This is a genomic window from Adonisia turfae CCMR0081 (assembly GCF_011009555.1).
Lineage (GTDB): Bacteria > Cyanobacteriota > Cyanobacteriia > Phormidesmidales > Phormidesmidaceae > Leptothoe > Leptothoe turfae.
Genome location: NZ_QXHD01000004.1, coordinates 4,230,203 through 4,254,392, shown reverse-complemented (window position 1 = coordinate 4,254,392; position 24,190 = coordinate 4,230,203). Strand labels below are relative to the sequence as shown.

The 24,190-nt window shown below is 44.5% G+C and carries 17 protein-coding genes; 14 read left to right on the top strand and 3 right to left on the bottom strand.

The genetic code is table 11. From position 1 onward, the window contains the following. Positions 1–376 precede the first annotated feature (376 nt). Positions 377–2,839 (top strand): ATP-dependent Clp protease ATP-binding subunit, encoded by a 2,463-nt coding sequence (locus DXZ20_RS22395; protein ID WP_163670910.1) that lies wholly within the window; start codon positions 377–379, stop codon positions 2,837–2,839. An 86-nt stretch (positions 2,840–2,925) separates the two neighbouring features. Here DXZ20_RS22395 and lepB read toward each other — a convergent pair whose 3' ends face one another. Then, positions 2,926–4,017, bottom strand: coding sequence for a signal peptidase I (gene lepB / locus DXZ20_RS22390; protein WP_163700835.1), 1,092 nt, complete (start codon positions 4,015–4,017; stop codon positions 2,926–2,928). Between the two features lie 133 nt (positions 4,018–4,150). On the opposite strand from lepB, the gene DXZ20_RS22385 reads away from it, so the two are divergent. Beyond that, the gene (locus tag DXZ20_RS22385) at positions 4,151–4,903 is read left to right on the top strand and encodes a class I SAM-dependent DNA methyltransferase (RefSeq protein ID WP_163700832.1); all 753 of its coding nucleotides are present in this window, start codon (positions 4,151–4,153) and stop codon (positions 4,901–4,903) included. A gap of 22 nt (positions 4,904–4,925) precedes the next feature. Then, positions 4,926–5,630 (top strand): DNA alkylation repair protein, encoded by a 705-nt coding sequence (locus DXZ20_RS22380; RefSeq protein ID WP_163700829.1) that lies wholly within the window; start codon positions 4,926–4,928, stop codon positions 5,628–5,630. Between the two features lie 28 nt (positions 5,631–5,658). Here DXZ20_RS22380 and crtD read toward each other — a convergent pair whose 3' ends face one another. Further along, positions 5,659–7,185: a C-3',4' desaturase CrtD gene (gene crtD, locus DXZ20_RS22375; RefSeq protein WP_163670902.1), complete on the bottom strand. Its 1,527-nt coding sequence runs from the start codon at positions 7,183–7,185 to the stop codon at positions 5,659–5,661. Positions 7,186–7,232: 47 nt separating this feature from the next. After that, the gene (locus DXZ20_RS22370; protein ID WP_006519472.1) at positions 7,233–7,721 is read right to left on the bottom strand and encodes a hypothetical protein; all 489 of its coding nucleotides are present in this window, start codon (positions 7,719–7,721) and stop codon (positions 7,233–7,235) included. Between the two features lie 2,242 nt (positions 7,722–9,963). Between DXZ20_RS22370 and DXZ20_RS22365 the strand changes: the two genes are divergently transcribed. From DXZ20_RS22365 to DXZ20_RS22315, 11 genes are all read left to right on the top strand, one after another. Beyond that, the gene (locus DXZ20_RS22365) at positions 9,964–11,121 is read left to right on the top strand and encodes an SLBB domain-containing protein (RefSeq protein WP_163670900.1); all 1,158 of its coding nucleotides are present in this window, start codon (positions 9,964–9,966) and stop codon (positions 11,119–11,121) included. A gap of 129 nt (positions 11,122–11,250) precedes the next feature. Beyond that, complete coding sequence (locus DXZ20_RS22360; RefSeq protein ID WP_163700826.1) at positions 11,251–12,372, top strand: glycosyltransferase; 1,122 nt, start codon at positions 11,251–11,253, stop codon at positions 12,370–12,372. A 34-nt stretch (positions 12,373–12,406) separates the two neighbouring features. Next, the gene (locus DXZ20_RS22355; protein WP_163700823.1) at positions 12,407–14,683 is read left to right on the top strand and encodes a GumC family protein; all 2,277 of its coding nucleotides are present in this window, start codon (positions 12,407–12,409) and stop codon (positions 14,681–14,683) included. Positions 14,684–14,838: 155 nt separating this feature from the next. Beyond that, positions 14,839–15,771 carry a heterocyst development glycosyltransferase HepC gene (gene hepC / locus DXZ20_RS22350; RefSeq protein ID WP_163670894.1) on the top strand — a complete coding sequence of 311 codons (933 nt, stop codon included), beginning with the start codon at positions 14,839–14,841 and terminating at the stop codon, positions 15,769–15,771. Positions 15,772–15,820: 49 nt separating this feature from the next. Continuing rightward, positions 15,821–17,284: an MOP flippase family protein gene (locus tag DXZ20_RS22345; RefSeq protein ID WP_163700820.1), complete on the top strand. Its 1,464-nt coding sequence runs from the start codon at positions 15,821–15,823 to the stop codon at positions 17,282–17,284. 23 nt (positions 17,285–17,307) lie between these two features. Then, on the top strand, positions 17,308–17,886 hold the full coding sequence (locus tag DXZ20_RS22340) for an acyltransferase (protein WP_163700818.1): 579 nt from the start codon (positions 17,308–17,310) through the stop codon (positions 17,884–17,886). A gap of 153 nt (positions 17,887–18,039) precedes the next feature. Beyond that, positions 18,040–19,209: a polysaccharide pyruvyl transferase family protein gene (locus tag DXZ20_RS22335; RefSeq protein ID WP_250565879.1), complete on the top strand. Its 1,170-nt coding sequence runs from the start codon at positions 18,040–18,042 to the stop codon at positions 19,207–19,209. Positions 19,210–19,297: 88 nt separating this feature from the next. Then, on the top strand, positions 19,298–20,701 hold the full coding sequence (locus tag DXZ20_RS22330) for a glycosyltransferase (protein WP_163700813.1): 1,404 nt from the start codon (positions 19,298–19,300) through the stop codon (positions 20,699–20,701). Positions 20,702–20,751: 50 nt separating this feature from the next. Next, the gene (locus DXZ20_RS22325; RefSeq protein WP_163700809.1) at positions 20,752–21,981 is read left to right on the top strand and encodes a glycosyltransferase family 4 protein; all 1,230 of its coding nucleotides are present in this window, start codon (positions 20,752–20,754) and stop codon (positions 21,979–21,981) included. 4 nt (positions 21,982–21,985) lie between these two features. Next, positions 21,986–23,254: a glycosyltransferase gene (locus DXZ20_RS22320; protein ID WP_163700806.1), complete on the top strand. Its 1,269-nt coding sequence runs from the start codon at positions 21,986–21,988 to the stop codon at positions 23,252–23,254. A gap of 15 nt (positions 23,255–23,269) precedes the next feature. After that, a partial coding sequence (locus DXZ20_RS22315; RefSeq protein ID WP_163703583.1) for a glycosyltransferase family 2 protein occupies positions 23,270–24,190 on the top strand: 921 nt, incomplete at its 3' end.

The following is a 24,190-nucleotide window of genomic DNA, read 5'->3' as shown; positions in this document are numbered from 1 at the left end:
GAAAATAATCAATTTAAATAGATTCCGTCCGGATGCCCCCCTGCTGACCACGAGCAAACATCAGTGAGGGGGCGATTTCTTTATCAATTTTTTATCCACCCTGCATAGATATGGAGATTCGGTCTTCGTTGATTCATAGACCTATAAATTCCTTTATCCTTCGGGCAAACTGAAACCATATCTGTTGTCTACAGGGCTATACGGATTACCCCACTTTCTCAACTTCGGCTCTCCAGGCTGTCGAGATGCAACGAAGATGGGTATATTTTTATTACATAGTTAAAAAACTTAATGTCTGGAGTAATCTTGGTTAACACCGATTACTTAATGTCTTTTATAGGTTTCGACTCCATATCCTGGCAGAGGTCCACAAAATATGTTTGAACATTTCACCAATGCGGCAATTGCGGTGATCATGCAAGCTCAGGAAGAGGCAAGACGCCTGGGTCACAATTTCGTTGGTAGCGAGCAGTTACTACTTGGGATTGTGAAGGAAGGCTCTAGCATTGCCGCTCGAGTACTCAGTGATTTTGGAGTCAACCTGGCCAACTCTCGTGCTGAAGTGGAGTCTATTATTGGTCGTGGATCTGGTAACGGGCCTACTGAAATTCCTTTTACGCCTAAGGTTAAGCAAGTTTTTGAGCAGGCTTTCCAAGAGGCACGTAAGCTGGATCATCCCTACATCGAACCAGAGCATTTACTGCTGAGTCTGACTCAAAACGTAGAAAGCGTTGCTTATCGAGTCCTGACTAATTTAGGTGTAGATCCTACTCAGGTCCGTACACAGTTGATTCGCACCATTGGCGAGGTGTCGGCGGTGACGGCTGGTGGTCGTTCCCGTGATGGTGAGCGACCGGAACAGGCCTCTAAGCGCAACAGCGGTGTCCTGGCTGAATTTAGTACTGACTTAACGGAGCTAGCCGCCAATGGAAAGCTAGACCCAGTCATCGGTCGCTTTGAAGAAATTGAGCGGGTGGTGCAAATTCTGGGTCGGCGCACTAAGAATAACCCCGTGTTAGTAGGTGAACCGGGTGTAGGTAAAACTGCGATCGCAGAAGGTTTAGCCCAGCGCATCGTCAACCAAGATGTGCCTGAGGCGTTATTTGACCGTCGCGTTATCAGTCTTGACCTGGCAATGCTGGTTTCGGGTACCCGCTTCCGGGGTGACTTTGAAGAGCGTCTCAACCAGGTAATGTCTGAAGTACGGGAAGCTCAAAACATCATTCTAGTGATTGATGAAATTCATACCCTGGTCGGTGCCGGTTCGTTAGAAGGCAGCATGGATGCGGCTAACCTGCTGAAGCCCGCCCTGGCTCGCGGTGAACTTCAGTGCATTGGAGCGACGACCCTGGAAGAATACCGCAAGTACATCGAGAAGGATGCAGCCCTGGAGCGTCGTTTTCAGCGAGTGACTGTGGCACCGCCTTCCGTCGAAGATACGTTAGAAATTTTGGGCGGTATTCGGGGACGTTACGAACAGTTCCACCGGCTAACCATTACAGATGAAGCCCTTGAGGCTGCGGCGACGCTGGCAGATCGCTACATCAACGATCGTTACTTGCCTGATAAAGCTATCGACTTGATTGATGAAGCCGGCTCACGGGTGCGTTTGCGATACTCACAGAAAATTCCGGCTGGGGAGAAGCGCACGGAGCTGCGTCAGGTGCAGGGCAAAATTATGGAGCTTTTGGAAAGTCAGGCCTTCAATGATGTGGCAGCTTTAAGGGTTAAGGAACAGGGTCTATTGGCAGAGTTATTGCCCAATGGCACGCCCCATCCTGAGGTCACGAATGAAGACATTGCCGACATTGTGTCCTCCTGGACTGGCGTACCCGTTAACCGCTTGTCTGAGTCAGAATCTGCCATGATTCTGCATCTGGAAGATACGCTGCATGAACGTGTAATAGGCCAGAACGAAGCGGTCGAAGCGGTTGCTAAGGCGGTGCGACGTTCTCGTGTGGGCATGCGTAACCCCAATCGCCCCATTGCTAGCCTGATTTTCTCGGGTCCCACGGGTGTCGGTAAAACTGAGTTAGCTAAAGCGTTAGCAGCTTCTGTCTTTGGTGCAGAAGACGCCATGATTCGCGTCGATATGTCGGAATTTATGGAACCTCAATCGGTGTCTAAGCTGATTGGCTCTCCTCCGGGATATGTGGGCTATGACGAAGGCGGACAGCTAACCGAGGCCGTACGCCGTAAGCCTTACACTGTCATTTTGCTGGATGAAATTGAAAAGGCACATCCCGATGTCTTTAACATTTTGCTACAGCTGTTGGATGATGGTCACCTAAATGATGCGAAGGGCCGCAAAGTTAGCTTCAAGAACACCTTGATCATCATGACTTCGAACATTGGTTCCAAGGTGATTGAGAAAGGTGGCGGTGGTTTGGGCTTTGAGCTCAGTACCGATGATGAGATGACGTCTCGCTATAACAATATTCGCAACTTGGTTAACGAAGAAATGAAGCAGTTCTTCCGCCCTGAGTTGTTGAACCGTATTGACGAGATTATCGTCTTCCGTCAGCTAATCAAGCAGGAGGTTGCTCAGATTGCCGATATCCTCCTTGCTCAGGTAACTGGACGCCTGGCTGAACGCAACATTACCTTTGAACTCACCGATGCCTTTAGGGAGCACCTGGTGAATGAAGGCTATGACCAAACCTATGGTGCTCGCCCCATGCGTCGAGCCATCTCTCGTTTGGTAGAAGATTACCTGGCTGAAGCCCTGCTGGCAGGAACGATCACAGATGGCGATACGGCTGTTTTTGATCTGGATGATGATGCTCGAGTTGTAGTTAGGTCTGCGAAACAGCCTGCGTTGGTGGGTGTTAGTCGTTAGCGACTTAGGTGCCTTAAGCCCTTAGGGCACTCCAATTTCTATGGGTGCCCATCTTTTCAGCTTTGAATTAGCGATTGCTCGGTCACCTATCCCAGTGGCTGAACCCGACTGGGTGGCCAGTAGATTTTGTAGGCTGCCCCTAGAATGTTGGCTTCAGGAACATATCCCCAGACATGGGAATCCTGACTGTTGTTGCGGTTATCGCCCAATACAAAATAACTGTTTTCGGGCACGGTTTCCGGTCCCCACCCATAGGCAGATGTTGCTTGAGCGTAAGCTTCTGTAAGCGGGCGATTGCCGACATAAACACGACCCTCTTTAACGGTTATTTGCTGACCCGGTAAGCCAATCACGCGCTTTACATACAGTAGATTCTCGGCTGTCTCTGGCTCAGGAAGATCGAGCAGGGCCTCATCGGGTGGGGTAAATACAATAATGTCGCCAATGTTAGGGCGATACGTTTGATCACGCCGTACAAAAAGACGATCGCCCACTTGCAGGGTCGGGGCCATGGACTCACTTGGGACAATACATTGCTCAACCGCCCGTTGAATCCAGCCTGGTATTGAACCTAAGCATAGCCGGATCACCAGGAGACCGATCACGAGGCGTGAGATCGCGTCAGCTCTGGCTTGGTAGTTTGCACCTGATTTACCCCTGGTTCGATGGGGAAAACTGGCATACACGTGATAACAACTCAGTGCCCAAATCAGCGGTGGAATGGGCACCAACTGGGGAATAGAATTCGCTAGCCAAGCCGTCAGCAGACCTGTACCAAGAAATAACCCACCAGCCAAAGCCTGCTGTAGATACAAATGGCCTAATCCAGGCAACAGCTGTGATAAAAAAACGGCATACCAAGGATCGGACCTGCCCTGAGGTACTGAAATCCGGCTGGCGTACCCCGGTTGAGTGCCACGATAGGCATCCAAAATACTAAAGCTATAGACCATGAGGAAGCAGCCTATCGTCCAAAATCCCCACATGGTTTGGCCATGGGCCCCAAAAATAGACCATGTGGCATAGCCGATCATGACAACTGCCATTAGCACCAGGCTGATTCCTTTCCACCAGAAAGCGCTGTATAACTGCCCCAGCCCTGGAAACACCAGCGAATAATTCACGGCTAGCCAAGGGTTCAGATGGGTTGACCGGCTTGACTGAAACGATGGTTTCATGCTTCAAGTATCAGTAAAAATTGACGATAACCTGTCAAGGAGCGCAAACGTATAGCAACCAGTTGTAGGCTAACAACGTACACGGTTAAACCTGTCGTTATTTAATAAATTTAGGCAACGGTGAGTCATCATAATGAACGATTTCTACGATCGCCTCGCGCCTTTTTATCACATTATTTATAAAGATTGGGATACAGCTGTTGAAACGCAAGCAACACAGCTATCCACCATTATGCATGACCATTGGGGTGAAAAGGCTCAGCATATTCTAGACGTATCCTGCGGCATTGGCACACAAACCCTCGGTCTAGCCGCCAAAGGTTATAGCGTTACAGCCTCCGATCTCTCACCTAAAGAGATTCAACGGGCAATAGAAGAAGCGCGATTACGTCACCTCAATATCAGCTTCTCTGTGTGCGATATGCGAGAGGCCTATAATCACCATCAAATCCGGTTCGACGTTGTTATTTCCTGCGATAACTCAATTCCCCACCTGCTCAGTGATGGGGAAATCCTCAAGGCACTTAAACAGATGTATGCCTGTACTTGTACTGGCGGTGGTTGTCTGCTGACCGTGCGAGATTATGACAAAGAAGAAAGAGGTCAAGGTCTTGTCAAACCTTATGGAGTTCGTGAAGATGCTGGCAAACGCTACTTTGTCTTCCAAGTATGGGACTTTGAAGGCGAGATTTATGACGTGTCAATGTACTTCATTGAAGAAAATCGACAATCTGATATCGCTAACACCCACGTTATGCGCTCTCGCTACTATGCAATCACCCCCACCCGCCTTATGCAGCTAATGGAAGCAGCAGGCTACACGTCAGTCACTCGGCTGGATGAACCATTTTTCCAACCCGTTTTAGTCGGCACAAGATCAGCATAACCCTTGGATAGAGCTATTAAATATGACGACAAAAGACATTAGTAACATTCTTCGAGACCTTGCTGATCCTGTTATAGCAGAACATTCACAACGCTTCTTTAAGACAGGAAAAGGTGAATATGGCGAGGGTGACCAATTTCTCGGCATTCGTGTTCCTGCGCTTAGAAAACAGGTGAAAAAGCATCAGGCAACATCACTACCAGACGTCAAAAAACTGTTAATGTCCCCTTTTCATGAAGAACGCTTGTTTGCGTTGTTACTCCTGGTGCACAAATTTAGCCAAGGTAACGATGCCGAGAAAACAACGATTTATCAGCTATATTTGGACCATACTCAATACATCAACAATTGGGACTTGGTGGATAGCTCAGCTTACAAAATTGTGGGTGTTTACCTCGAAACAAGGGATCGACAAATTCTCTATCAATTAGCTCAATCCTGTAATCTCTGGGAAAGACGAATTGCAATCATGTCCACGTTTCAGTTTATTCGCAACGATCAGTTTGACGATACGCTACAGCTGTCAGAGTTGTTGCTAAATGATTCAGAAGACTTGATCCACAAAGCTGTGGGCTGGATGTTGCGAGAAATTGGCAAGCGGGATGTGGCAACTGAAAAAGCGTTCTTGAAAACCCATTACAAAACAATGCCTCGCACCATGCTGCGCTATGCCATCGAGAAATTTTCAAAGCAAGAACGGCAACAGTATTTGACCGGTGTAGTATGAAAATGAGAGTACATCCTTCACGCTATACCTACCGCTCCATGGCATCAATCTGCCTCACTGCGGTTAAGGCTGCATAGCTAACGCCAGCGGTTCCTTCCCCTGGATGCACACAGTCTCCTACCAGCCATAGCTTAGGAATCGGCGTCCGGGTGGCAAAGCCAAAGGGACCAAAGGTCGATAACCGCTGACCGATGCCGCCTACCATGCCCTGGTGTCGAGCTGTGTAGCGCTCAAAGGTGCGGGGAGTGCCCGATTCAGCGTGGATAATGTGCTGTGGGTCCAGGTTGAAGTATTGGTTTAGTTTTGCGATCGCATCCCGTTCATACTCAGCCTTCAAAGCCCCATAGTCATCACACTTTTGCCATGCCTGCACATCCGTAAATGACGACGCCACGATCGTTGCCTTGCCTTCAGGGGCACGACCATCTCCCGATCGACTGACTGACACAAACAGCGAGTTATTCTCCCCAATTGGGCCATCATAGTCATAGAGAAACTGTAGATGCGGTGGGCAATTTTCAGGAATCGCCGCTTGATCGACACCGAGGTAAACCACAAACGCTCCCGATGACGGCATCAGCTTATCCACCCGCCGCTGATAGCCTTGGGGCGTTTGCTCACCCAGCAATGTGGTTAAATTCTGCACGGTCACATTAGCGACGATATGATCGGCAGACTCTAACCAGATGTCATCCGTTTTCTGATGGCGGACCTGGGCAAACCGGGGTCGATTATTCTCTAGCTGAATTTTCTCAACGGCATGTCCCAAAAAAACCTGACCGCCAAACTGTTTGATTGCGTTTACCAATGCGGTGCTCAACCCCTGCATACTGCCCTGTAGATGAAATAACCCCTGCGGCGCTTGGGATACGCCCAAGGCTGTTGCCGCATATAACAAAGCTGTTTCATCTGCACCCACCTGGGAATAGAGCTTGAGCTGTAGGTCCAAAAATGTTTTTAGTCGACGATTTTCATAGAGGCCATAGCCTTTAAGCAGTTGGCCCACGGTTGAGAATGTGTAGGGCACTGTCAGCAGCGTATCCGGTCGCAGTGCATTGCCCAGCTGCCAAGCATCCCAAAGATTGCGCGGTGGCAACACCGGCTGTCTGGCCTGAAATCGCCAGCTATAGCTAAATAGATCGCTCAGCTTTTGCCAAAACGGTTCACTACCTGGAAACTGCTGTTGACGCTCGGTTTTCCACCGCTGCGGATCCCGCCAAACATTGATCGGCGTCGTTTCTCCGGGTAAGAAAACGGCACAAGCCGGATCGCAATGCTCAGCTGCCGGTAGATCTATCCCTAATTCTGAAAAAATTTGATGGTGAATTCCCCCTGGTTCTAAGCCAGCAACCTGGGTCGCACCGACATCAAAGGTAAACCCCCGTCGTCGAAAGGTAGACGCACAGCCCCCCGGCACCAGGGCCTGTTCAAAAACACGAACCTGGTAACCCCGTTTGGCCAGTAAAGCTGCAGCTGTCAGCCCGCCAATACCCGCCCCGACGACAAGCACCTTGGATGGGCCATAATGTGTGTGGGATTCTACCAATGGGGTCATGTTTACATTTGTTTACCTGACCCTAGTGTAACGGTCTGTGCTGACCACTAGATATCTAGATCAATGATGCGGTGCTTGTTATCGACAGCTAGAAAATGCATCTGACCAGCAAATACAATCGTCAGCGTATTGCCTTGAACATCGTCAATGACTAAAACGGTTTGATCGTCTACTTCAACATGCTCTGCCTTAAGGATGCGTTGGGGCTTTTTCTCCGGTTTAGGCAATGTCCCTTCAGATAGGGCGATACCCAGGGTTTTAGTGGCCTTAATCAGTAAAAAAATCGGTTCGTTCTGATTGGCTTGACGGGTGATGGCTTCGGGAAGCCACAATGAATCCCATAGTAAACAAAGAACAGTTTCACCATAGGTTTCTGCACTTTGATACGTTCCTAGCAAATAGGCATCGTGCAATGTGTAAACCTGGCTGAAATGACTGTAAGCCTGACATAGACCATGTTGCCAAGGTAGATTCCCTAACAAAATATTTTCGCAGAGCCAGCGTGGCAGGGTGGGTTTGGTGCTAACAAATACCATAGTCAAGACGTATGGACTAAAGAAACGGCAATAATATGAGTCCCCTAGATGCCTCCAAAGACCTTTGGCATAGAATCAATCTTGAGCCATTGCATTTATTGATCATGCAGCGGCTCAAGCCATATATCATCCATGGGTAAGAAAAAATCCTATGCCGTGTTTGTCCATAGAATTATTCCTACTAACTTTATGAATCCAGTAGCTTCTTAATGAAATCTTTTTGATAAAATTTCCTTCTACTAGTGAAATAAAGACTCGTATATCTCACATAGGTAAATTACTGTATTCAGCATCTGACAGGTATCACAGGTGCTTTAAGGAATATTAGCTTAATAATTTAAAATGTTGCTGCTCCGAACTATGATTCTATTCAGCCGGATCGGTAACAACATCTCATAATAAACCCATAATTGTGCTGATTGATGAGGCCAGTAAAAAAATAGGAACATTCCTACGCATGGGAGAATTAAGTGACACTAGATCCTCTTGCACAACAATAAGAAGTTATTCATAACTCTCTGTCCATAACAGTTTCAGCGGCATCAATTGAAGCTGGGATTTTTGGCTACTGACTTCTTTCTGGCTACTAACCTCTGAGTACCATGCTTAGGAAAACGTCTCGATTTGAGTTGATACCCCGTTTTCAGAGAATAAGATCTTTGCCATTGCTGATCCTTGGGAAGATTTAAGTGAAAAAACATTGATGTAGAGTGATCTTGCCAGATCGATCCATTTTCTAAATCAACAACGGTAAGTCTTGCTGATCTCATCTAAATTCAGTAGGACATTAGATGAGGTAATTGTTTCTCGTCAGCGATTTTACGTTGTGCCTTTTGTCACTTCGTTAGTGCTTACATCAACTCACAAAAGAGAATGTGATTGCTATTTCCACGTTGCGGTAGGTCTTCATCACTTGCAAAGTTCTCTAATAACTAAGGCTTTAAATATTTTTTAGCAAAAATGTTTTCTCGGCTGTCTAGTTATACAGACGATCAAAAACATAGGGTTCTATGTCAGTGATCATTGCAACGTACTCAATGTTATGCTAACCGCCATAAACTTCGTAAGACCTACTAATAATAATGTCGGTCATAACAGAGTAAAAAAACTGGCTTCGCTGATCCTCGGCATAATTTCATCCTTCAGGTTATGGATTGATATTCTAATAGATTGCTCAGTTTCTCCCCTAAATCAGCAACAGCAAAAACTCAATCTAGTTGGATGTTTTTTCGAATTGATAGACCGTTGATCCGTCAACTTGCCGGTTTTCCTGGTCAAAACCTGATTAATTATTGGAGCCAGACTTCCCTGATATCAGGACTTTAGCTTGTGACACTAAAAAACTAACATGGCAATACTGAGTGAAGCCATGGCCGCCTAAATAACACTGAAAACATGTACCAAGATCATTGCAATTATTGTTTTTTGATGATAATGAAAAATGTTAAATAGGTAACTTTTTAGGCATTAGCATTAGCAAAATCTGACTTTACAGAAACTCCGCACAAAGAATATAAAGATACGTAGCTCATTTTTAAAATTTAGGTTATGTTAGACCCAGATATGCAGTTTAATTACTAACGCTTAGTGCTTCAGAATGTTTATCTGTTTTCATTTCTGAAAGCCCCTAAGAAAATTTTTCTTGTACGCATCTATGGTTAGATACAGTCAACAATGTCTATGTGAATCTAAAAGTCTTCTATTTTTGCTAGATACCTGATAATCGTCATTCATGCTCGTGGCTTTTAAGTTTTAAGCGTGGTTTCCCCATATGAGAACGCCTAAAAGCCAGAATGGCAAGCAAAATTTTGACTAGATGACATTTAAGTACTATGTTTACATCGACTCCGTTTCCCTTCTTGGGGTGAGTGCACAAGCAGATTGTGTCGGTAGTCCACGAGTCACTGTTTCCTGAATGGTTAGTTAAGGCTAGATCTTATTGTTGTCCTGTATGTAAGCTTACGAAGACTGGTTTTTCATCTATAGTGTGTGATCCCAAAAAATAAGAACTGTAGTAGACGGCAGAGTTTTAGTTAGATATCTGTAGGATACCTATGGGTATGTGGCTCTGTTGATTCTTAGCGTGCAGTTCTTGACGATTTTTTCAAGTTTCAATGTTATCACTGCCTAAATTCTCTAGCCCTGTGGTGGGAAGAGTCTTGCATGTGGTTTACATCTGTGATCAGTGATGATGCGATCGCTTTAGGCATCTAGATGTTTGTATTTATTGTTGGCAGTCATCATGAAAAAGCATTTTTCAACTAGAGGAATATTTCTGATTAAGCTGACTCTGATGTGCCTGGTTCTAGGAGAATCTGCAGGCCGCTATGCGGTTGCCCAGTCTACGACTCCAGCTGAACCGTCGTTACCCCCCTTGCCTGTCGAAACATCGAGTTCATCAGAGTTGGCGGCCCCTGATCCTACAGTAGGAGAATCCTACATCCTGGGTGTTGGTGATTACTTACGCGTAGATGTGTTTAACATCCCTGACTACAGTGGTGAATTTCGAGTATTGTCCAGTGGCAATCTAAATATTCCCATCGTCGGAGCCATTGATGTTGAAGGTCTTTCTCTCCAGCAAGCAAAAGTTCAGATTGAACAAACCCTTGAACCCTATGTTCAGCGTCCTGTGGTTACCCTGAGTGTGCTTGAGACGCGTCCTATTCAGATTGCCATCGCTGGTGAAGTCCATCGACCTGGCTCTTATCGAATCTCCGCGCAGAGCGGTACAAATGTTGCAGCTGAAGATATCCCCACCTTGACCCAGGCAATTGAGTTAGCAGGGGGAATCACCCAGTTAGCAGATATTCGCCAAATTGAAGTGCAACGTCGGCTGCCGCGCTCATCAGCTGCCTTAGTATCGAGTGCTACTTTATTAGCTGATCAACGTCATAAGGAAAATAAATCCCAAACAGTTGCCGTCAATTTGTGGAATCTCCTAAAAGAAGGTAATCTCAATGAAGACTTGCAGTTGCAAGATGGCGATCGCATTATCATTCCTACGGCTAGCAATCTGAATTCAGATGAAGCAGCTGAACTAGCCACGGCTAGCTTTTCACCTGATGAGATTTCCGTAAATGTTGTTGGGGAAGTAGAATCTCCTGGCAATATTCGGATCCCCCCCAATACACCGCTTAATCAAGCAATCTTAGCTGCAGGTGGGTTTAATAATCGGGCTCGAAAAGGAACCGTAAGACTTGTTCGCCTAAATCTCAACGGTACAGTATCCCAGAGCGATATCGACATTGATTTTGCTCAAGGGATTAATGAGGAAACTAACCCATCCTTACGCCCGAACGACACGGTTATTGTCCAACGTTCTGGAGTTGCTAGTGTAGGCGATGCATTCAGCTCGGTTTTATCACCTTTAAACTTTGTTTTGCGTTTGTTGGGCATTTAGGAAAGTGTGGGCATTGAGTCGACAAACAACGACCTTCAGTACCATAAATAGAGATTCTTCAAGGATCTTTGTTCCCTCTAGATTGTTACTAATTCAACATTGTGATTATTTCTAGAGATTGGTTTTAGTATGAAAATTGCATTGGTGCATGATTACCTTACCCAGAGAGGCGGCGCAGAGCGTGTATTTGAGCTTCTTTGCAGACGATTTCCAGACGCAGATATTTACACCTCATTATATAGTCCGAAAGATACGATTAATCTGGGTGACCGACCTGTTCACACGACTAAGCTTCAGGCGATCCCCGGAGCAAGTCAGAATTTTAGATTGCTGGCTCCCTTTTATTTCCCAGCTTTTGAAGCCTTAGATTTGCAACAATATGAGCTGATTATTAGCAGTACAACCAGCTTTGCAAAGTCAGTGATCAAGCGTCCTAATGCGTACCACATTTGTTTCTGTCATAATATCACTCGTTTTCTTTGGGATACGCGTACCTATATTGATCAATACAAAAATTATAAGACTTTGATGCCAATCATTCAGCCAATTTTCCAAAAGCTGAGAGAAGTGGACTTTGTACATGCCCAAAAACCAGACCTGTATATTTCTAACTCATCAATTGTCACTGAGCGCATTCAAGAAACCTATAAGCAACCGGCAGTTACCGTTAACTATCCAATTGATATCAGCCAGTTTGAATTTTCGGATCAGAAAGATGATTATTACCTGGTGTCATCTCGGTTATTGGGATATAAGCGTGTAGATGTAGTAGTAGAAGCCTTTAACTGGTTAGGGTGGCCACTGATTATTACTGGTGATGGCCCAGAGAGAGAGAGATTAGAAATGGCTGCTCTACCCAATATTTCTTTCTTGGGTCATGTCAGTGATGATCAGCGTAAAAGCTTGATGTCAAGAGCTAAAGCGGTAATTGTTACAGCCCTCGAGGATTATGGGTTGGTGCCTATTGAAGCAAATGTTAGCGGTACCCCTGTTGTTGCTTACGGTGCTGGAGGGGTGTTAGACACACAGTTGCCTGGGAAAACAGGCGTCTTTTTCTACCGCCAATCTCCAGAAGCTGTCCATCAGGCCTTGCTCAGAGCCGATACCATCGACTGGAATTATCGTCAGATTCGCGAGCATGTGCTCAAGAATTTTACTGAGAAAGTTTTTTTTGAACGGGTGCTGAAAATTATTGAAGAAGCTTACGCGAAACATAAAGCCGTTGCTCCAGTTTTAACTCCATCTGCATAGTGGCCACGATAGTTAGCGCAGCTCGATAAATCTGATGGCGAATAACAACACAGATATGCGAACATCACAATTTTCCTCCTCCTCAGATAAAACAGAGATTGGCTATGGTCAGCTTCTGAATATACTGCTAAGACGCTTTGTCTGGTTTGGTGGAGCCGTTTTAGGGACGGTGGGGATTGCGATCGCATTAACTTTAAAAGAAGATCCTCTTTATCAAAGTTCAATGCAGTTATTAGTTGAGCCTAACTATCGTCAGACGGTTGATATCACCAACGGACAACAGCAAGGGCGACGTTCATCCTCTTCCCAAACAGACTATGCAACTCAGCTCAATCTGATGCGCAGTAAGTCCTTTGTTGAAAAAACGGTTGAACAGCTTCAGTCTGAGTATCCAGAGCTATGTGATGCGTCAGCCCCACTATCAGAATGTGCTGATGGTTTTCAAAAGGCGTTGACCCTATCCCAGGTGGCTGAAGGCGATGCCAAAACTGGTATTTTCAAAGCAACCTTTACCGGTAAGGATCCAGAAGTTGTTCAAAGGTTTTTAGAAAAATTAGGCGATGTCTATTTAAGCTATAACAAAGATCAGCAAGAGCAGCGCCTTAAGCGAGGATTAGCCCTGGTTAATCAGCAAATAGAAAGCGTGCAAGAAAATCTTGCTGTGTCTCGTCAGGCCTTAAAAGAGTTTCGCGAGTCAGAGAACCTGATTGATCCAGAGCAGCAATCACTGACGGTTGCTGAATCCCTCAGACAGATTGAGCAATCGAAAGTGGATGTCGAGACTGAATTTTTAGATGCTCAGGCTAAATATAATTCCCTGCAAGATCAACTGGCCGCCGATCCTCAATCGGCGATGATTGCTTCACGTTTAAGTCAGTCATCGCGTTATCAGCAGCTTTTAAATGCATTGCAGGCAACCGAGCTAGAGTTAGAGGAACGGCGATCACTTTATGCAGAAGCTGATCCCGGAGTGCAGGATCTGGTAAGTCGACGGGAGGGAAATATTTCTCTGTTGCAATCAGAGGTTGAACGGGTATTAGGTGATATTCCACAACAGATTAATCTGGATGAAACGGCGTTGTTAACCGAAGGGCAGTTGGGTGAAATTGAACTGGGATTGGCCGCTGAGCTGGTGCAGGCTACGATTAGCTTACAGCGTTTTAAAGCACGAAAAAATGGTTTAGAACAGGCTGCGCAACAATTAAAATCTGAACTCTCTAAATTCCCTAGCTTAATTGCAGAATACGACCGCATTCAACCCGAAGCTCAAATACAACAGCAATCGTTGGAACAACTGTTACAACTACGCCAAGAACTAAGTAATGAATTAGCTCAGGGTGGTTTTAGTTGGGATATTGTTGAACCTTCACAGCTAGGTGAACAAATTTCACCTCAACCCAAGCAAAACATACTGTTGGGTGTAGTGGCTGGTATATTCATTGGCGGTGGGTTAGCCTTTGGTCGAGAAGCGATAGACACGGTGGTACGTACATCGGATGAGCTGAAAAAACAAGCTGCCTTGCCTCTCTTAGGGGTGATTCCTGAAATACCCACCCGCAAAGCCGATGCCTTGCTGACCATTCTGGATGCTGAGCGGGCTCCTGCGGATTCTCCTGCCCTCAGCCAAAGTCAGCCATTTCGAGACGCTGTCGATCTGATTTATAAGACTATTCAGCTGACCAATTCTCAGTCATTGTCTTCTTTACTCGTCACATCGGCTCTGATGGGAGAAGGGAAAACAACATTATCCATTGGCTTAGCGCTTAGTGCAGCTCGATCTCACCAACGGGTGTTGTTGATTGATGCTAATTTCCGTAATCCATCGTTGCATCAATATCTGGGTCTATTAAATGTTCAGGGTTTATCAACCCTGTTGCATCCAAATTTGGCACGGTGGAATAAAACAAAAATTTCTCCTGTTTCTCTGTCTCATTCCGGCACCAGTGTTGATGTTCTGCTGGCAGGAGCGGTACCTGAAGACCCCATGAGGCTTCTAAGCTCACAACAAATGCGACAGGTGTTAGAAAAAGCTGAAGCAAATTATGATCTTGTGATTGTTGATGCCCCTGCTATTTCAGGCCTGGCTGATGGACTACAGCTGGCATCCATGTGTAACGCATCCATTATTGTCAGCCGCCTAGATCGCATTACTCAGGCTGATTTAACCCATACCACTACCATGCTGGATCAAGTAAATACCATTGGTATTGTCGCCAATGGTCACCGCGAGAGTATGCGACCTATGAAACATTATGAGCGAAATGGCTCTTCAAAACTCTCCAAAGAGCCCGTAATGCTCTGGCGCAGCTAGACTTTACTCTACTAGTTCAGTCACTGAATTGACACAATTGTAGTTAATCGGACATACCAAATGGAGATTTATTTGCTATAAGTTTATCTAAGACAAGTTTTTAGGCAACAGGCTTAACTTGAATCAGGCTTTCTATTAAGAGACTCTTCAGACGTATGACAACTTCTACAGTTTTGTTAAAGGCTCCCATTGTTTTTCAAGTGCCACCTACCAAGAGAACACCATCTGCATTTGAAAACTGTACATTGATTTGGGAAAAAGATGCATTAATCGTAAAGCCTCGCTCGTCTAAATTAGAACCCGAGATTCCTGCTCTCAGCAATAAAGTGTGGTTGCGAGACTGTCTGCGCCGCTCACCTGTCAAGCGAGTATATCTTGACCCACAGTTAGAATCATCGAAGTTTACTGCCTGGGCAGATATTTGTAGCGCTACTAAAAAGCAGGTCTATTTGAGAGTACCTTTGGCTCCCGATTTACCCCAGGCTCGACAACCCATCCTCTGGCGAGTAAAACGGTTGGCAGATTGGTTAGTTGCATCTTTCCTATGTATTCTACTCAGCCCATTAATGGGGCTATTGGCTTTATGGGTTCGATTAGATTCTCCTGGGCCTATCTTATTTCGTCAGTGGAGAGTGGGTTACCAAGGCAGACTGTTTCAGATTTGCAAGTTCCGCAGTATGAAGACAGATGCCGAAGCACAGCACCATAAGGTTATGAGGAATCAGACCGGCCTACATAAACTGGAAAAAGATCCACGGGTAACAGGGGTGGGTCGTTGGCTACGAAAATTTAGCTTAGATGAGCTGCCTCAGCTGGTTAACGTGTTGCGCGGTGAGATGAGTTTAGTGGGACCAAGACCTTGGGCTCTATATGATGCGGTACGGATTGAACCAGTATTGCGGAGACGATTGAGAGCGTTACCTGGTATGACCGGCATGTGGCAGGTAACGACCCGCTCTCAAGGATGCGATCTGACATCGGTCAATCGAATGGATTTGGATTACCTTCGACAGTGGACATTCCAGGAAGATTTAAAACTGTTGCTAATGACAGTCCCTAAAGTCATGACAGGATTTGGTGCGTTCTAACGTATTGCTTACTTACCTTGTTTCTTTTCTTAGATGTGAGTAGTTTCTTATGAGTTTGCGACAGAAAGCAATTCAAGGGGCAATGTGGTCCGCTATAGAAAAATGGGGGGCTCAGCTTGTCTCAACTGCAATTTTTCTGTTGCTAGCTCGGCTGCTCGGTGCTGAAGCCTTTGGTTTAGTAGCTCTGGCAAATGTATTTATGTATTTTATGCAGATCTTTTTGGATCAAGGCTTTGCTCAAGCCATTATTCAAAAAGATAAGCTGGAGCCGGAGCATCTAGATACAGCTTTTTGGACCAGTGTATTGATGGGAGCATTGTTCCTTTTAGCTGTTTTAGCTGGAGCTGGAGCTGTTGCAAACTTCTACAGTGAGCCAGAGCTAGCACCGATTATTCGGTGGATGTCCATCAGTTTTCTGTTTGCAGGGCTAAGTAGCGTGCAGTCTGCAATCTTGCAACGTAATATGCAGTTCAAGGTTTTTGCAGCACGTTCTTTAGTGGCAACGGCAGCCTGTGGGGTAGCGGGCATTGGGGCTGCCCTTATGGGGTTAGGGGTTTGGAGTCTGGTTATTAAAGAAATAGTATTTGGCTCAACGGGAGCCTTAATGTTGTGGAGTTCGAGCGACTGGCGGCCAGGATTTAGGTTTTCTCCTCAACATTTTAGAGAACTCTTCTCATTTGGCATCAATATCATTGGCTTTAACTTTCTAAACTTTTTGAACCGCCGCTCCGATGACTTGTTAATTGGCTACTTCTTAGGAACAGTTGCTTTAGGCTATTACAATGTAGCCTATCGATTGCTGTTAATCATGATTAAACTCCTAACAAATGTCACAGCTCAAGTTGCATTGCCTACATTTTCTCGACTGCAAAAAGAACCAGAGAGAATGAGAAATGCTTTTTATCGAGTCACTCGATATACGAGTTTTGTTTCGTTTCCTGCCTTTTTAGGGATGGCAGTGCTTGCTCCAGAACTTATCCAAACTTTGTTTGGGCCTGAGTGGTTACCTAGTGTATCCGTCATGCAGATATTGGCATTAATTGGCATTCTACAATCAGTGCAGTATTTCTCTGGGACGGTACTTTTAGCGATGAATAAACCCTTGTGGAGACTGCGAGTAATCTTCATGATTACGGTATGTAATGTTATTGGCTTTTTCATATCTGTACGTTGGGGAATCACCGCAGTTGCCGCATCTTATGTCATCTGTGTATATATATTTTCTCCTGTATTCTTAGTTTTGATAAAAAAACTTATCGATATAGACTTTAGAAAATATTTCTCCCAATACATAACTCCATTGCTAAGCAGTCTCCTAATGATGGCATTTATCCTAGGCGCAAAGCGAATATTTTATGACTGGAATAATGCATACATAACCCTAATCACATACATGACAATAGGAACAGTCGCTTACTTGTTTGGAGTCATGTTTTTATCACCAAATTTACTTAGTCAGACATACCGTCTCACATTATCTTCTTTGCCAAATTCATTGCAAAAGAGAAAGTAAGCATTCATATTGAGCATAGTAATATGTTTGAATTAATTAAGAGAATAAAATTTGCATTAGGGAAAGAGATTGTTAAGCTTGTATTTTGGGCTGAACCAGCTATTTTAGAAGAGAACAATCGACGTACAATTGCTCAAATAAAATATTGTGGAAAGGCAGTTAGGCTTAATGGTCGTATTGCTATAGTGCAGCCCCAAAAACTAGAAATTCATGACAATGTTCATATTGGTGACAATGCATATATTGATGCTCGTGGAGGCATTGTTATTGGTGAAAATACCCATATCAGTCGTAATTTTGTAGTACACTCTGCTAATCATAGATATGAAGGAGATTACCTTCCCTATGATGAAACATATGAATTTAAGCCAGTAACCATCGAGCGCAACGTATGGATTGGAACAAATGTAGTTGTAGTTCCAGGTGTAAGCATTGGTGAAGGAGCAATCATTGGTGCGGGTGCTGTTGTCACCCAAGATGTGCCATCGTTTGCTGTTTTTGGTAACCAACCGGGAAGAGTTATTAAATTCAGAGATCAAACACACTATCGTTGCCTTGATAATGCCAAAGCATATTCAGGTGCAAAAGGTAAGCCCATATGAATTGAAAAAGTAAAGAGTAAATTTTGTTGGGAATTAGAATATTTTTATCTTAATTCAATTCTTCAAGTAGAAATATATTTTCTAGCCTTTGTGAATATAGTTTGATATTTAAAGAGAATTTTGGAATTAAAAATGATGTTTACCTTAAAATCTATGCCCACACTTAAAGAGCAAAGTAAAAAGAATCACGACTTAGACAAACAGGACATACATATCTTCTATGAAGCCCGCACACAATATGGAAATTTAGGGGATCTGATTATTAATAAAACTCTCTTAGAAAGGTTAAGAGGATATGGCCAAGTAGTAATAAATGATCATGGGGTTCCCGATTGGTATTGCCAAGAGCTAGGAGTTGAATTAGATGAGCGAGCAAGTTTTTATGAAAACGGATTTAATCGTTTGATAATCAAATCAAAGTTAAAATCGTTATTTCAGTTAAAATCCTCAAAAACATATCTATTTTTGGGGCCAGGACATCTTTCTGATAATAGTCGATATTTAGGCTCAAGAAAATGGATATTATATTTTCTATTGCTTCGTATATTAGGAGTTCGACTTTGTAGATTAGGATTTTCTATTGGTGAATTGTCAGATCATAATCAAAAGATTGTGAAATGGGTCTCACGTTTTTCATATTTCTATGGGGTTCGAGATAGCATTTCTGAAAGCCTGGCTCACCAAATGAAGATGTGCCAGATACAACATTTTCCCGATCTGGCTTGGTTGTTTCGGTCTGGCTTCCAAACGGCTATAAAGCCTTCTATGGATAGAGAATATATTGTTTTCAGTTTTAGAGAGTCTGCCCATTCTTGCGATACCTCAAATGCCTATCAAGAGAATCTTATTATTGTATTAGATAGGGTCGTAGATTTGGTTTGTAGACAATGGTCAAAAAGACTAGTTGTGGCTTATCAAGTTGATCGTGATTCTGATTTTTGTCAGCGATTAGTACAGAGATATGTTGAGCCTTATGATGTTGAGTTTGTTGATCAAAAACTCAATGTTCAAGCTGCACTTGAATTATATTCCAATGCACTGATGGTATTTAGCAATCGATTACATGTGCTTCTATTTACGATTATGGCAGGGTCATTGCCGCTTGCTGTTATTGATAGCAACAGCCAAAGCAAAGTCACCGGTATTTTCCTAGATGCTGAATTAGCATCACTGGTTTTAGATATTCATAGTGATTCAGATCAAGTTATGAAGCTTAATATATTGGTTGATGAGATGAATCCTATTAAAGAGAAAATTGAAAGATATCGTGAAAATAGAGAGCTTTTAGGCCAGAATCTACTTGCGAAAATGATGGCTGGCTAAAACCTTAAGTGATTAAGTAGTGTTGATGTCGAACGATTCTTCAAAATCGACTTTGATTTTGTATCCATAATCAATTGTGAGTTTAGCTATGAGCAGTAAATCTAGAACTGTGTTGTCGATATCTCAAAAAGTTCCACCAGAAACAAATCCAACCGCAATTCGCTCTAGCAAAACACTCAAATATCTGCCAAAAGATTGGCAAATTCATGTATTGTCTGGCAATAAGGAAGCTACTTTAGACCAAGCGCATATCCATTTTGCTCGTTCTTGGTATCCAGGTAAACTACTTAGATTCATTCGGGGCATTAAGTTTGGTAAGCTCTTAGACTGGCTCGTTTGGCCTGATGAAGATATTTTTTGGTTGTTGCCTGCTGTTTTCAAAGGCATAAACGTTATCAAAACCTATGATATTGATTTAATCATTGTCTTCCTCAAACCCTATTCTGCAGGCCTCATTGGTATTTTGCTGAAATGGCTGACGGGTAAACCTCTGGTTATTAATGTCTGTGAACCTTCAACCTGTGATGATCTCTATGCGGTTTTTCCAACTAAACTTCACTACTATCTCAACCGTTGGCTCGAAGACATTTATGTTAGACAGTCTGATGCTATTGTTTATGTATCACAACTAAGTTTAGAACAGGTATGTTCTAGGCAGACTAAAGAGCAACATTCTAAATTTCACCTTATCCGTGGCGGGGCTGATCCTCAAGATTTTCAAGGGATTATTGGCAGTAACGCTGTCTCAAATGATTTTAAAATTGTCTTCACAGGTGGTATGACAGGCTGGGAAGAATTTTTGAACTTCCCGAATCAGAGCGTTATTAAGAAGCTACGTCACGCATGGATGAACTGGGGACGGTACTTTAATGTCAACGTTAACCCTGCTAGCTCAAGCCCTATTTTTATTGGTCGTGCTATTAAACAGGTTGTTGCTCAGAATCCTGATTGGGCAGGTAAGATCAAATTAAAGATCTACGGCAATAAATTTGAATCAGCGTCAGCCGTTTTAAAGGATCAGGATCTATCTGATGTGGTGACTGTAACCGGACCGGTGCCATACAGTGACGCACTCCAGAAACTGCAATCGGCAAATTTGTTATTTATGCCTTTACCCGATCGTCTTGACGGAACTCCTGGCGATCGCATATCGCTCAAAACCTACGAGTATTTGATGACTGACCGCCCCATTTTGGCCGCTGTGCCACCCGGTGAGAATCGCAACTATTTGAGTGATAAGCCAGGTGTGCATTTAGTTAATCCCTTTGATGTGAAGGCGATGGCTCAGGTGCTTGAGCAGCTAATGGCTAAACATATGGTAGGCGAAACGTTAGTGGTCGATAGGGTCGAGACGCAGAGAAAGATTAGTTATTCTAGGCGAGGAGATGAATTAGCAACGCTAATTCTTGATGTTTTGCATAAGGCAGATGATGGCAAGTCCTTGACAGGACCGCTAGTCATGGGGACGACAAATATTTCTGGGCAGAGATGAATCCTTTTCCAGGCATAGGTTAGAGAACTATTTAGCGTATTATTACATCGATGGAATCTAGTCCTAAAAAGCTACTCATGATTTTCCCCTCCACATTACGTGGAGGTGTGGAGCAATATAACCTCACAGTTTCCGGAGGGGCTGTAAGGCATGGATGGGATGTGCATGCTGCGTTTCCCAATGTGCATGGGACGGCTTCACTAATTCAAGATTTTGTGGAAAGCGGTGTAACCTATCACCCACTCTCCATTGCTGAAGATAGAAACTGGCTGCCGGGCATTGCTCGACATGTGCCTCGTTTTTTTAGAACACTACGGTTGTTGATGACGCTTAAACCTGATGTTGTTCAAATCACCTTGCCTGCTCCAGAATATTGTTTTGCCAGCATCCTTGCCTGTGGACTGTTGAAGATTCCAACGGTTGTACGATTTGGATTGGTTTTGCCACTGGAGATACCGGTTAATCAATGGCGAGTTAAGCTTTATAACTGGGTTAGAACTCGTCAGCAACAGTGGGTGGTGATTTCACAAAATAATAGACGTTTACTATCTAATCTGTTTCAAATTCCTGAAAGCGAACTTACGTGTATCTATAACGGTGCTAACTCAGATGCGTCTCTTCCATTAACGGCTGCTCAGCAGCAAACATGTCGTCGGCAAATTCTCGACGAGCTGACGTTACCTGATACGACCAAGTTACTGATCACCGTTGGTCGGTTGAATTTTCAAAAGGGCCATTGTGATTTAATCCCAGCGATTTCGCACATTATTCGAGATTTTCCCGATGTGCGATTCATTTGGGTTGGTGATGGCGATTTGCGAGGGACTCTAGAGAGTCAACTAAATGAGTATCAGGTTACAGATAAAGTCTTTCTTTTAGGCTATCGTTCAGATGTGTCCCAATTGTTACAAGCATCTGACTTATTTGTATTTCCCACTCATTTTGAAGGGGGACAATCATTTGCTATAGCAGAGGCGATGGCATCTGGTTTACCGATTATTACCTCCAATGCCAGTGGCATTCCAGAAGTGATCCACCATCAAATCCATGGGCTTGTTTTTAGAACAGGGGATAGCTGTGATTTGCTGGAGTCTGTTCGCTGGGCGCTTAAACATCCTGACGAGATGAAGCAGATGGCAAATAATGCCTGCGATCGCGCTCAGGACTTTACTGAAGAAAAAATGCTCCAGAACTATATAGAGATTTGGCAAAACCTTTGCCGGGCTGTCCCTAGTTCTGCCCAAACGTTGTCGCCGTTGCTCAATACCGATCGTGCTTAGTTCCATGAGAATCTTACTTATTTCTTGCCGATTTCCTACGGATCTTAAACGAGATGTTCAGGGCACCTTTAGGCGGTTTAATTTATTTCTGGATGCGTTGAAGGCGATGGCACAGCTTGACGTCCTGTTTTATGTGCCAGCGGATGTCGATTGTTCTGTGGATGCGATCGCAACTCACCAAAAAGCCCTATCAGAACATTGGGGAGCACCCATTAACCTGTTCCTATGCCCGCAACACACAGCTGACAATTCAGGACCCAAATGGCAGCGACAGTTTGCCCCCATCTTTGACTATCGTGCCCAGGGGAACTTTGTGGCAACTAGCGCGGCTAAACAGGTAAAGGCTTTAGAGACTTGCTTAGAACGGCAGCCCGATGCAGTTTTCTGCCATCGCCTAGAATCAATGACGCCTATTTTGCAAACTCAGCAAACCCTGCCGCCATTGTTCTTTGACCTGGATGATGTTGAACATATTTCCTTTGCCCGTCAGATTCGTCAGCCGCCCACTCGATTGATAACAAAGCTTTATTACTTGCAAATTCCTGCCCTCTGGTGGGGAGAACGGCGCAGCGTGCAAACAGCTCTACGCACATTTGTTTGTTCTCAGTTAGATCAGCAATATTTGACTCAGCAAGGACGACTAAAGGGAGTGGTGAGCGTGCCCAATGCAGTGGCAATTCCCAAGCCACAATCCCTCTGCCCTGAACCTACCATCATGTTTCTCGGCGGCTATTACTATTACCCTAATCTCAATGCCGCTAACTTTTTGATTGAGCAAGTCTGGCCCCAGATTACCAAGGTCAGATCCGATGCTAAGTTAATCATTGCTGGCACCCATCCTGAGAATATTCGCAGCTATCACTCAAGAATTCCGGGAGTGGAGTTTACTGGCTTTGTTGAAAATTTGGATGAGCTCTATGCCCGTAGCCGAATAGTCTGCTGCCCAATTTTGTCGGGTGGCGGCACCCGTGTCAAAATTATTGAGGCCGCAGCCTATGGCAAACCCATTGTCTCCACTTCCATTGGCGCTGAAGGATTATCTCTCAATGACGGTGACGATGTACTGATTAGAACGTCAGCCCAGGGGATGGCGCAAGCCTGCATTGACTTGTTGAGCAACGATCATCTCTGTCAACGTCTGGGCTCTGCTGCCCACCAACAAGCGTCTCAGCAGTACGATCGCGCCAACGTTATTCAGCTGATTCAAAACCATGCGCGAGCTGCTTTGGCATCAAATTCAACAGTTAACGTGCCTTCATTAGCCACCTCTTAGTTCAATACTCTTTTGATGATGGATAATCCTTTAGAAAAAACGCATAATTCAGAACTGCCACTGATTAGTGTGATTATTCCCACCTATAATCGTCCGGCTTATTTAAAAGAAGCGATCGCAAGTGTCGTTAATCAAACCTATGCCAATCTTGAGATCATTGTTTCGGATGACTGTAGCGATCACAGTCCGGAAGACATGGTTAATTCATTTCAAGACCCCCGCCTGCGCCTCAGACGTAATTCTAGAAATCTGGGTGTTGGCTTAAACACGAGCTATGCTTTTGCTGAGTCTAATGGCAAATATGTGGCCAGTCTCAACGACGACGATCGCTGGGCCAGCGACTTTCTAGAAACACTGGTGCAGCCGCTGGAAGAAAATTCAGAATTAGTGCTGGCGTTCTGTGACTATTACGTGATTGATGACAATGGTATTGTCCAATGGTCAGCCAGTAAAAAACAGACTCAAAAAGAAAAACGTCATCACCTACAAGAAGGTGTTTATCAGCCTTTCTGGAAGATTGGTTTAGTTGATCAGGCGGTCTTTACCGCATCCGCTGCATTAATTCGTAGGGCTGCTGTACCTTGGGAGCAGCTATTTAAGGCAGGGGTGTTTTGGGATTACTACATCGCTTATCTAGCCTGCCGTTCAGGGAAAGGGGCCTACTACTGCGATGAGCGCTTGGCCTATTATCGGGTGCATGCTCAGTCTGAAAACATGGTTAGTGGAAGCCGTAATATTCAGGCAAAAATCCGTAAGGGCAAAGCTGCTACATTTTGTCATCAACAGTTTATGGAGGATGAAAATCTCCAAGACTATCGGCCTTATTTTCAACGGGAATTGGCCCACGCCAGTACTACCTTAGGAATTGGTTTTCTGCGGCTTGGGCAGCTTGACGATGCCCGTTTTCATCTGAAACAAGCCTTACGGCATCAGACT

What these genes read in the sequence shown, in the direction of transcription:
- DXZ20_RS22395 (WP_163670910.1), top strand. Translation starts at nt 377, where the DNA reads ATGTTTGAACATTTCACCAATGCGGCAATTGCGGTGATCATGCAAGCT.
- lepB (WP_163700835.1), bottom strand. Translation starts at nt 4,017, where the DNA reads ATGAAACCATCGTTTCAGTCAAGCCGGTCAACCCATCTGAACCCTTGG.
- DXZ20_RS22385 (WP_163700832.1), top strand. Translation starts at nt 4,151, where the DNA reads ATGAACGATTTCTACGATCGCCTCGCGCCTTTTTATCACATTATTTAT.
- DXZ20_RS22380 (WP_163700829.1), top strand. Translation starts at nt 4,926, where the DNA reads ATGACGACAAAAGACATTAGTAACATTCTTCGAGACCTTGCTGATCCT.
- crtD (WP_163670902.1), bottom strand. Translation starts at nt 7,185, where the DNA reads ATGACCCCATTGGTAGAATCCCACACACATTATGGCCCATCCAAGGTG.
- DXZ20_RS22370 (WP_006519472.1), bottom strand. Translation starts at nt 7,721, where the DNA reads ATGGTATTTGTTAGCACCAAACCCACCCTGCCACGCTGGCTCTGCGAA.
- DXZ20_RS22365 (WP_163670900.1), top strand. Translation starts at nt 9,964, where the DNA reads ATGAAAAAGCATTTTTCAACTAGAGGAATATTTCTGATTAAGCTGACT.
- DXZ20_RS22360 (WP_163700826.1), top strand. Translation starts at nt 11,251, where the DNA reads ATGAAAATTGCATTGGTGCATGATTACCTTACCCAGAGAGGCGGCGCA.
- DXZ20_RS22355 (WP_163700823.1), top strand. Translation starts at nt 12,407, where the DNA reads ATGGCGAATAACAACACAGATATGCGAACATCACAATTTTCCTCCTCC.
- hepC (WP_163670894.1), top strand. Translation starts at nt 14,839, where the DNA reads ATGACAACTTCTACAGTTTTGTTAAAGGCTCCCATTGTTTTTCAAGTG.
- DXZ20_RS22345 (WP_163700820.1), top strand. Translation starts at nt 15,821, where the DNA reads ATGAGTTTGCGACAGAAAGCAATTCAAGGGGCAATGTGGTCCGCTATA.
- DXZ20_RS22340 (WP_163700818.1), top strand. Translation starts at nt 17,308, where the DNA reads ATGTTTGAATTAATTAAGAGAATAAAATTTGCATTAGGGAAAGAGATT.
- DXZ20_RS22335 (WP_250565879.1), top strand. Translation starts at nt 18,040, where the DNA reads ATGCCCACACTTAAAGAGCAAAGTAAAAAGAATCACGACTTAGACAAA.
- DXZ20_RS22330 (WP_163700813.1), top strand. Translation starts at nt 19,298, where the DNA reads ATGAGCAGTAAATCTAGAACTGTGTTGTCGATATCTCAAAAAGTTCCA.
- DXZ20_RS22325 (WP_163700809.1), top strand. Translation starts at nt 20,752, where the DNA reads ATGGAATCTAGTCCTAAAAAGCTACTCATGATTTTCCCCTCCACATTA.
- DXZ20_RS22320 (WP_163700806.1), top strand. Translation starts at nt 21,986, where the DNA reads ATGAGAATCTTACTTATTTCTTGCCGATTTCCTACGGATCTTAAACGA.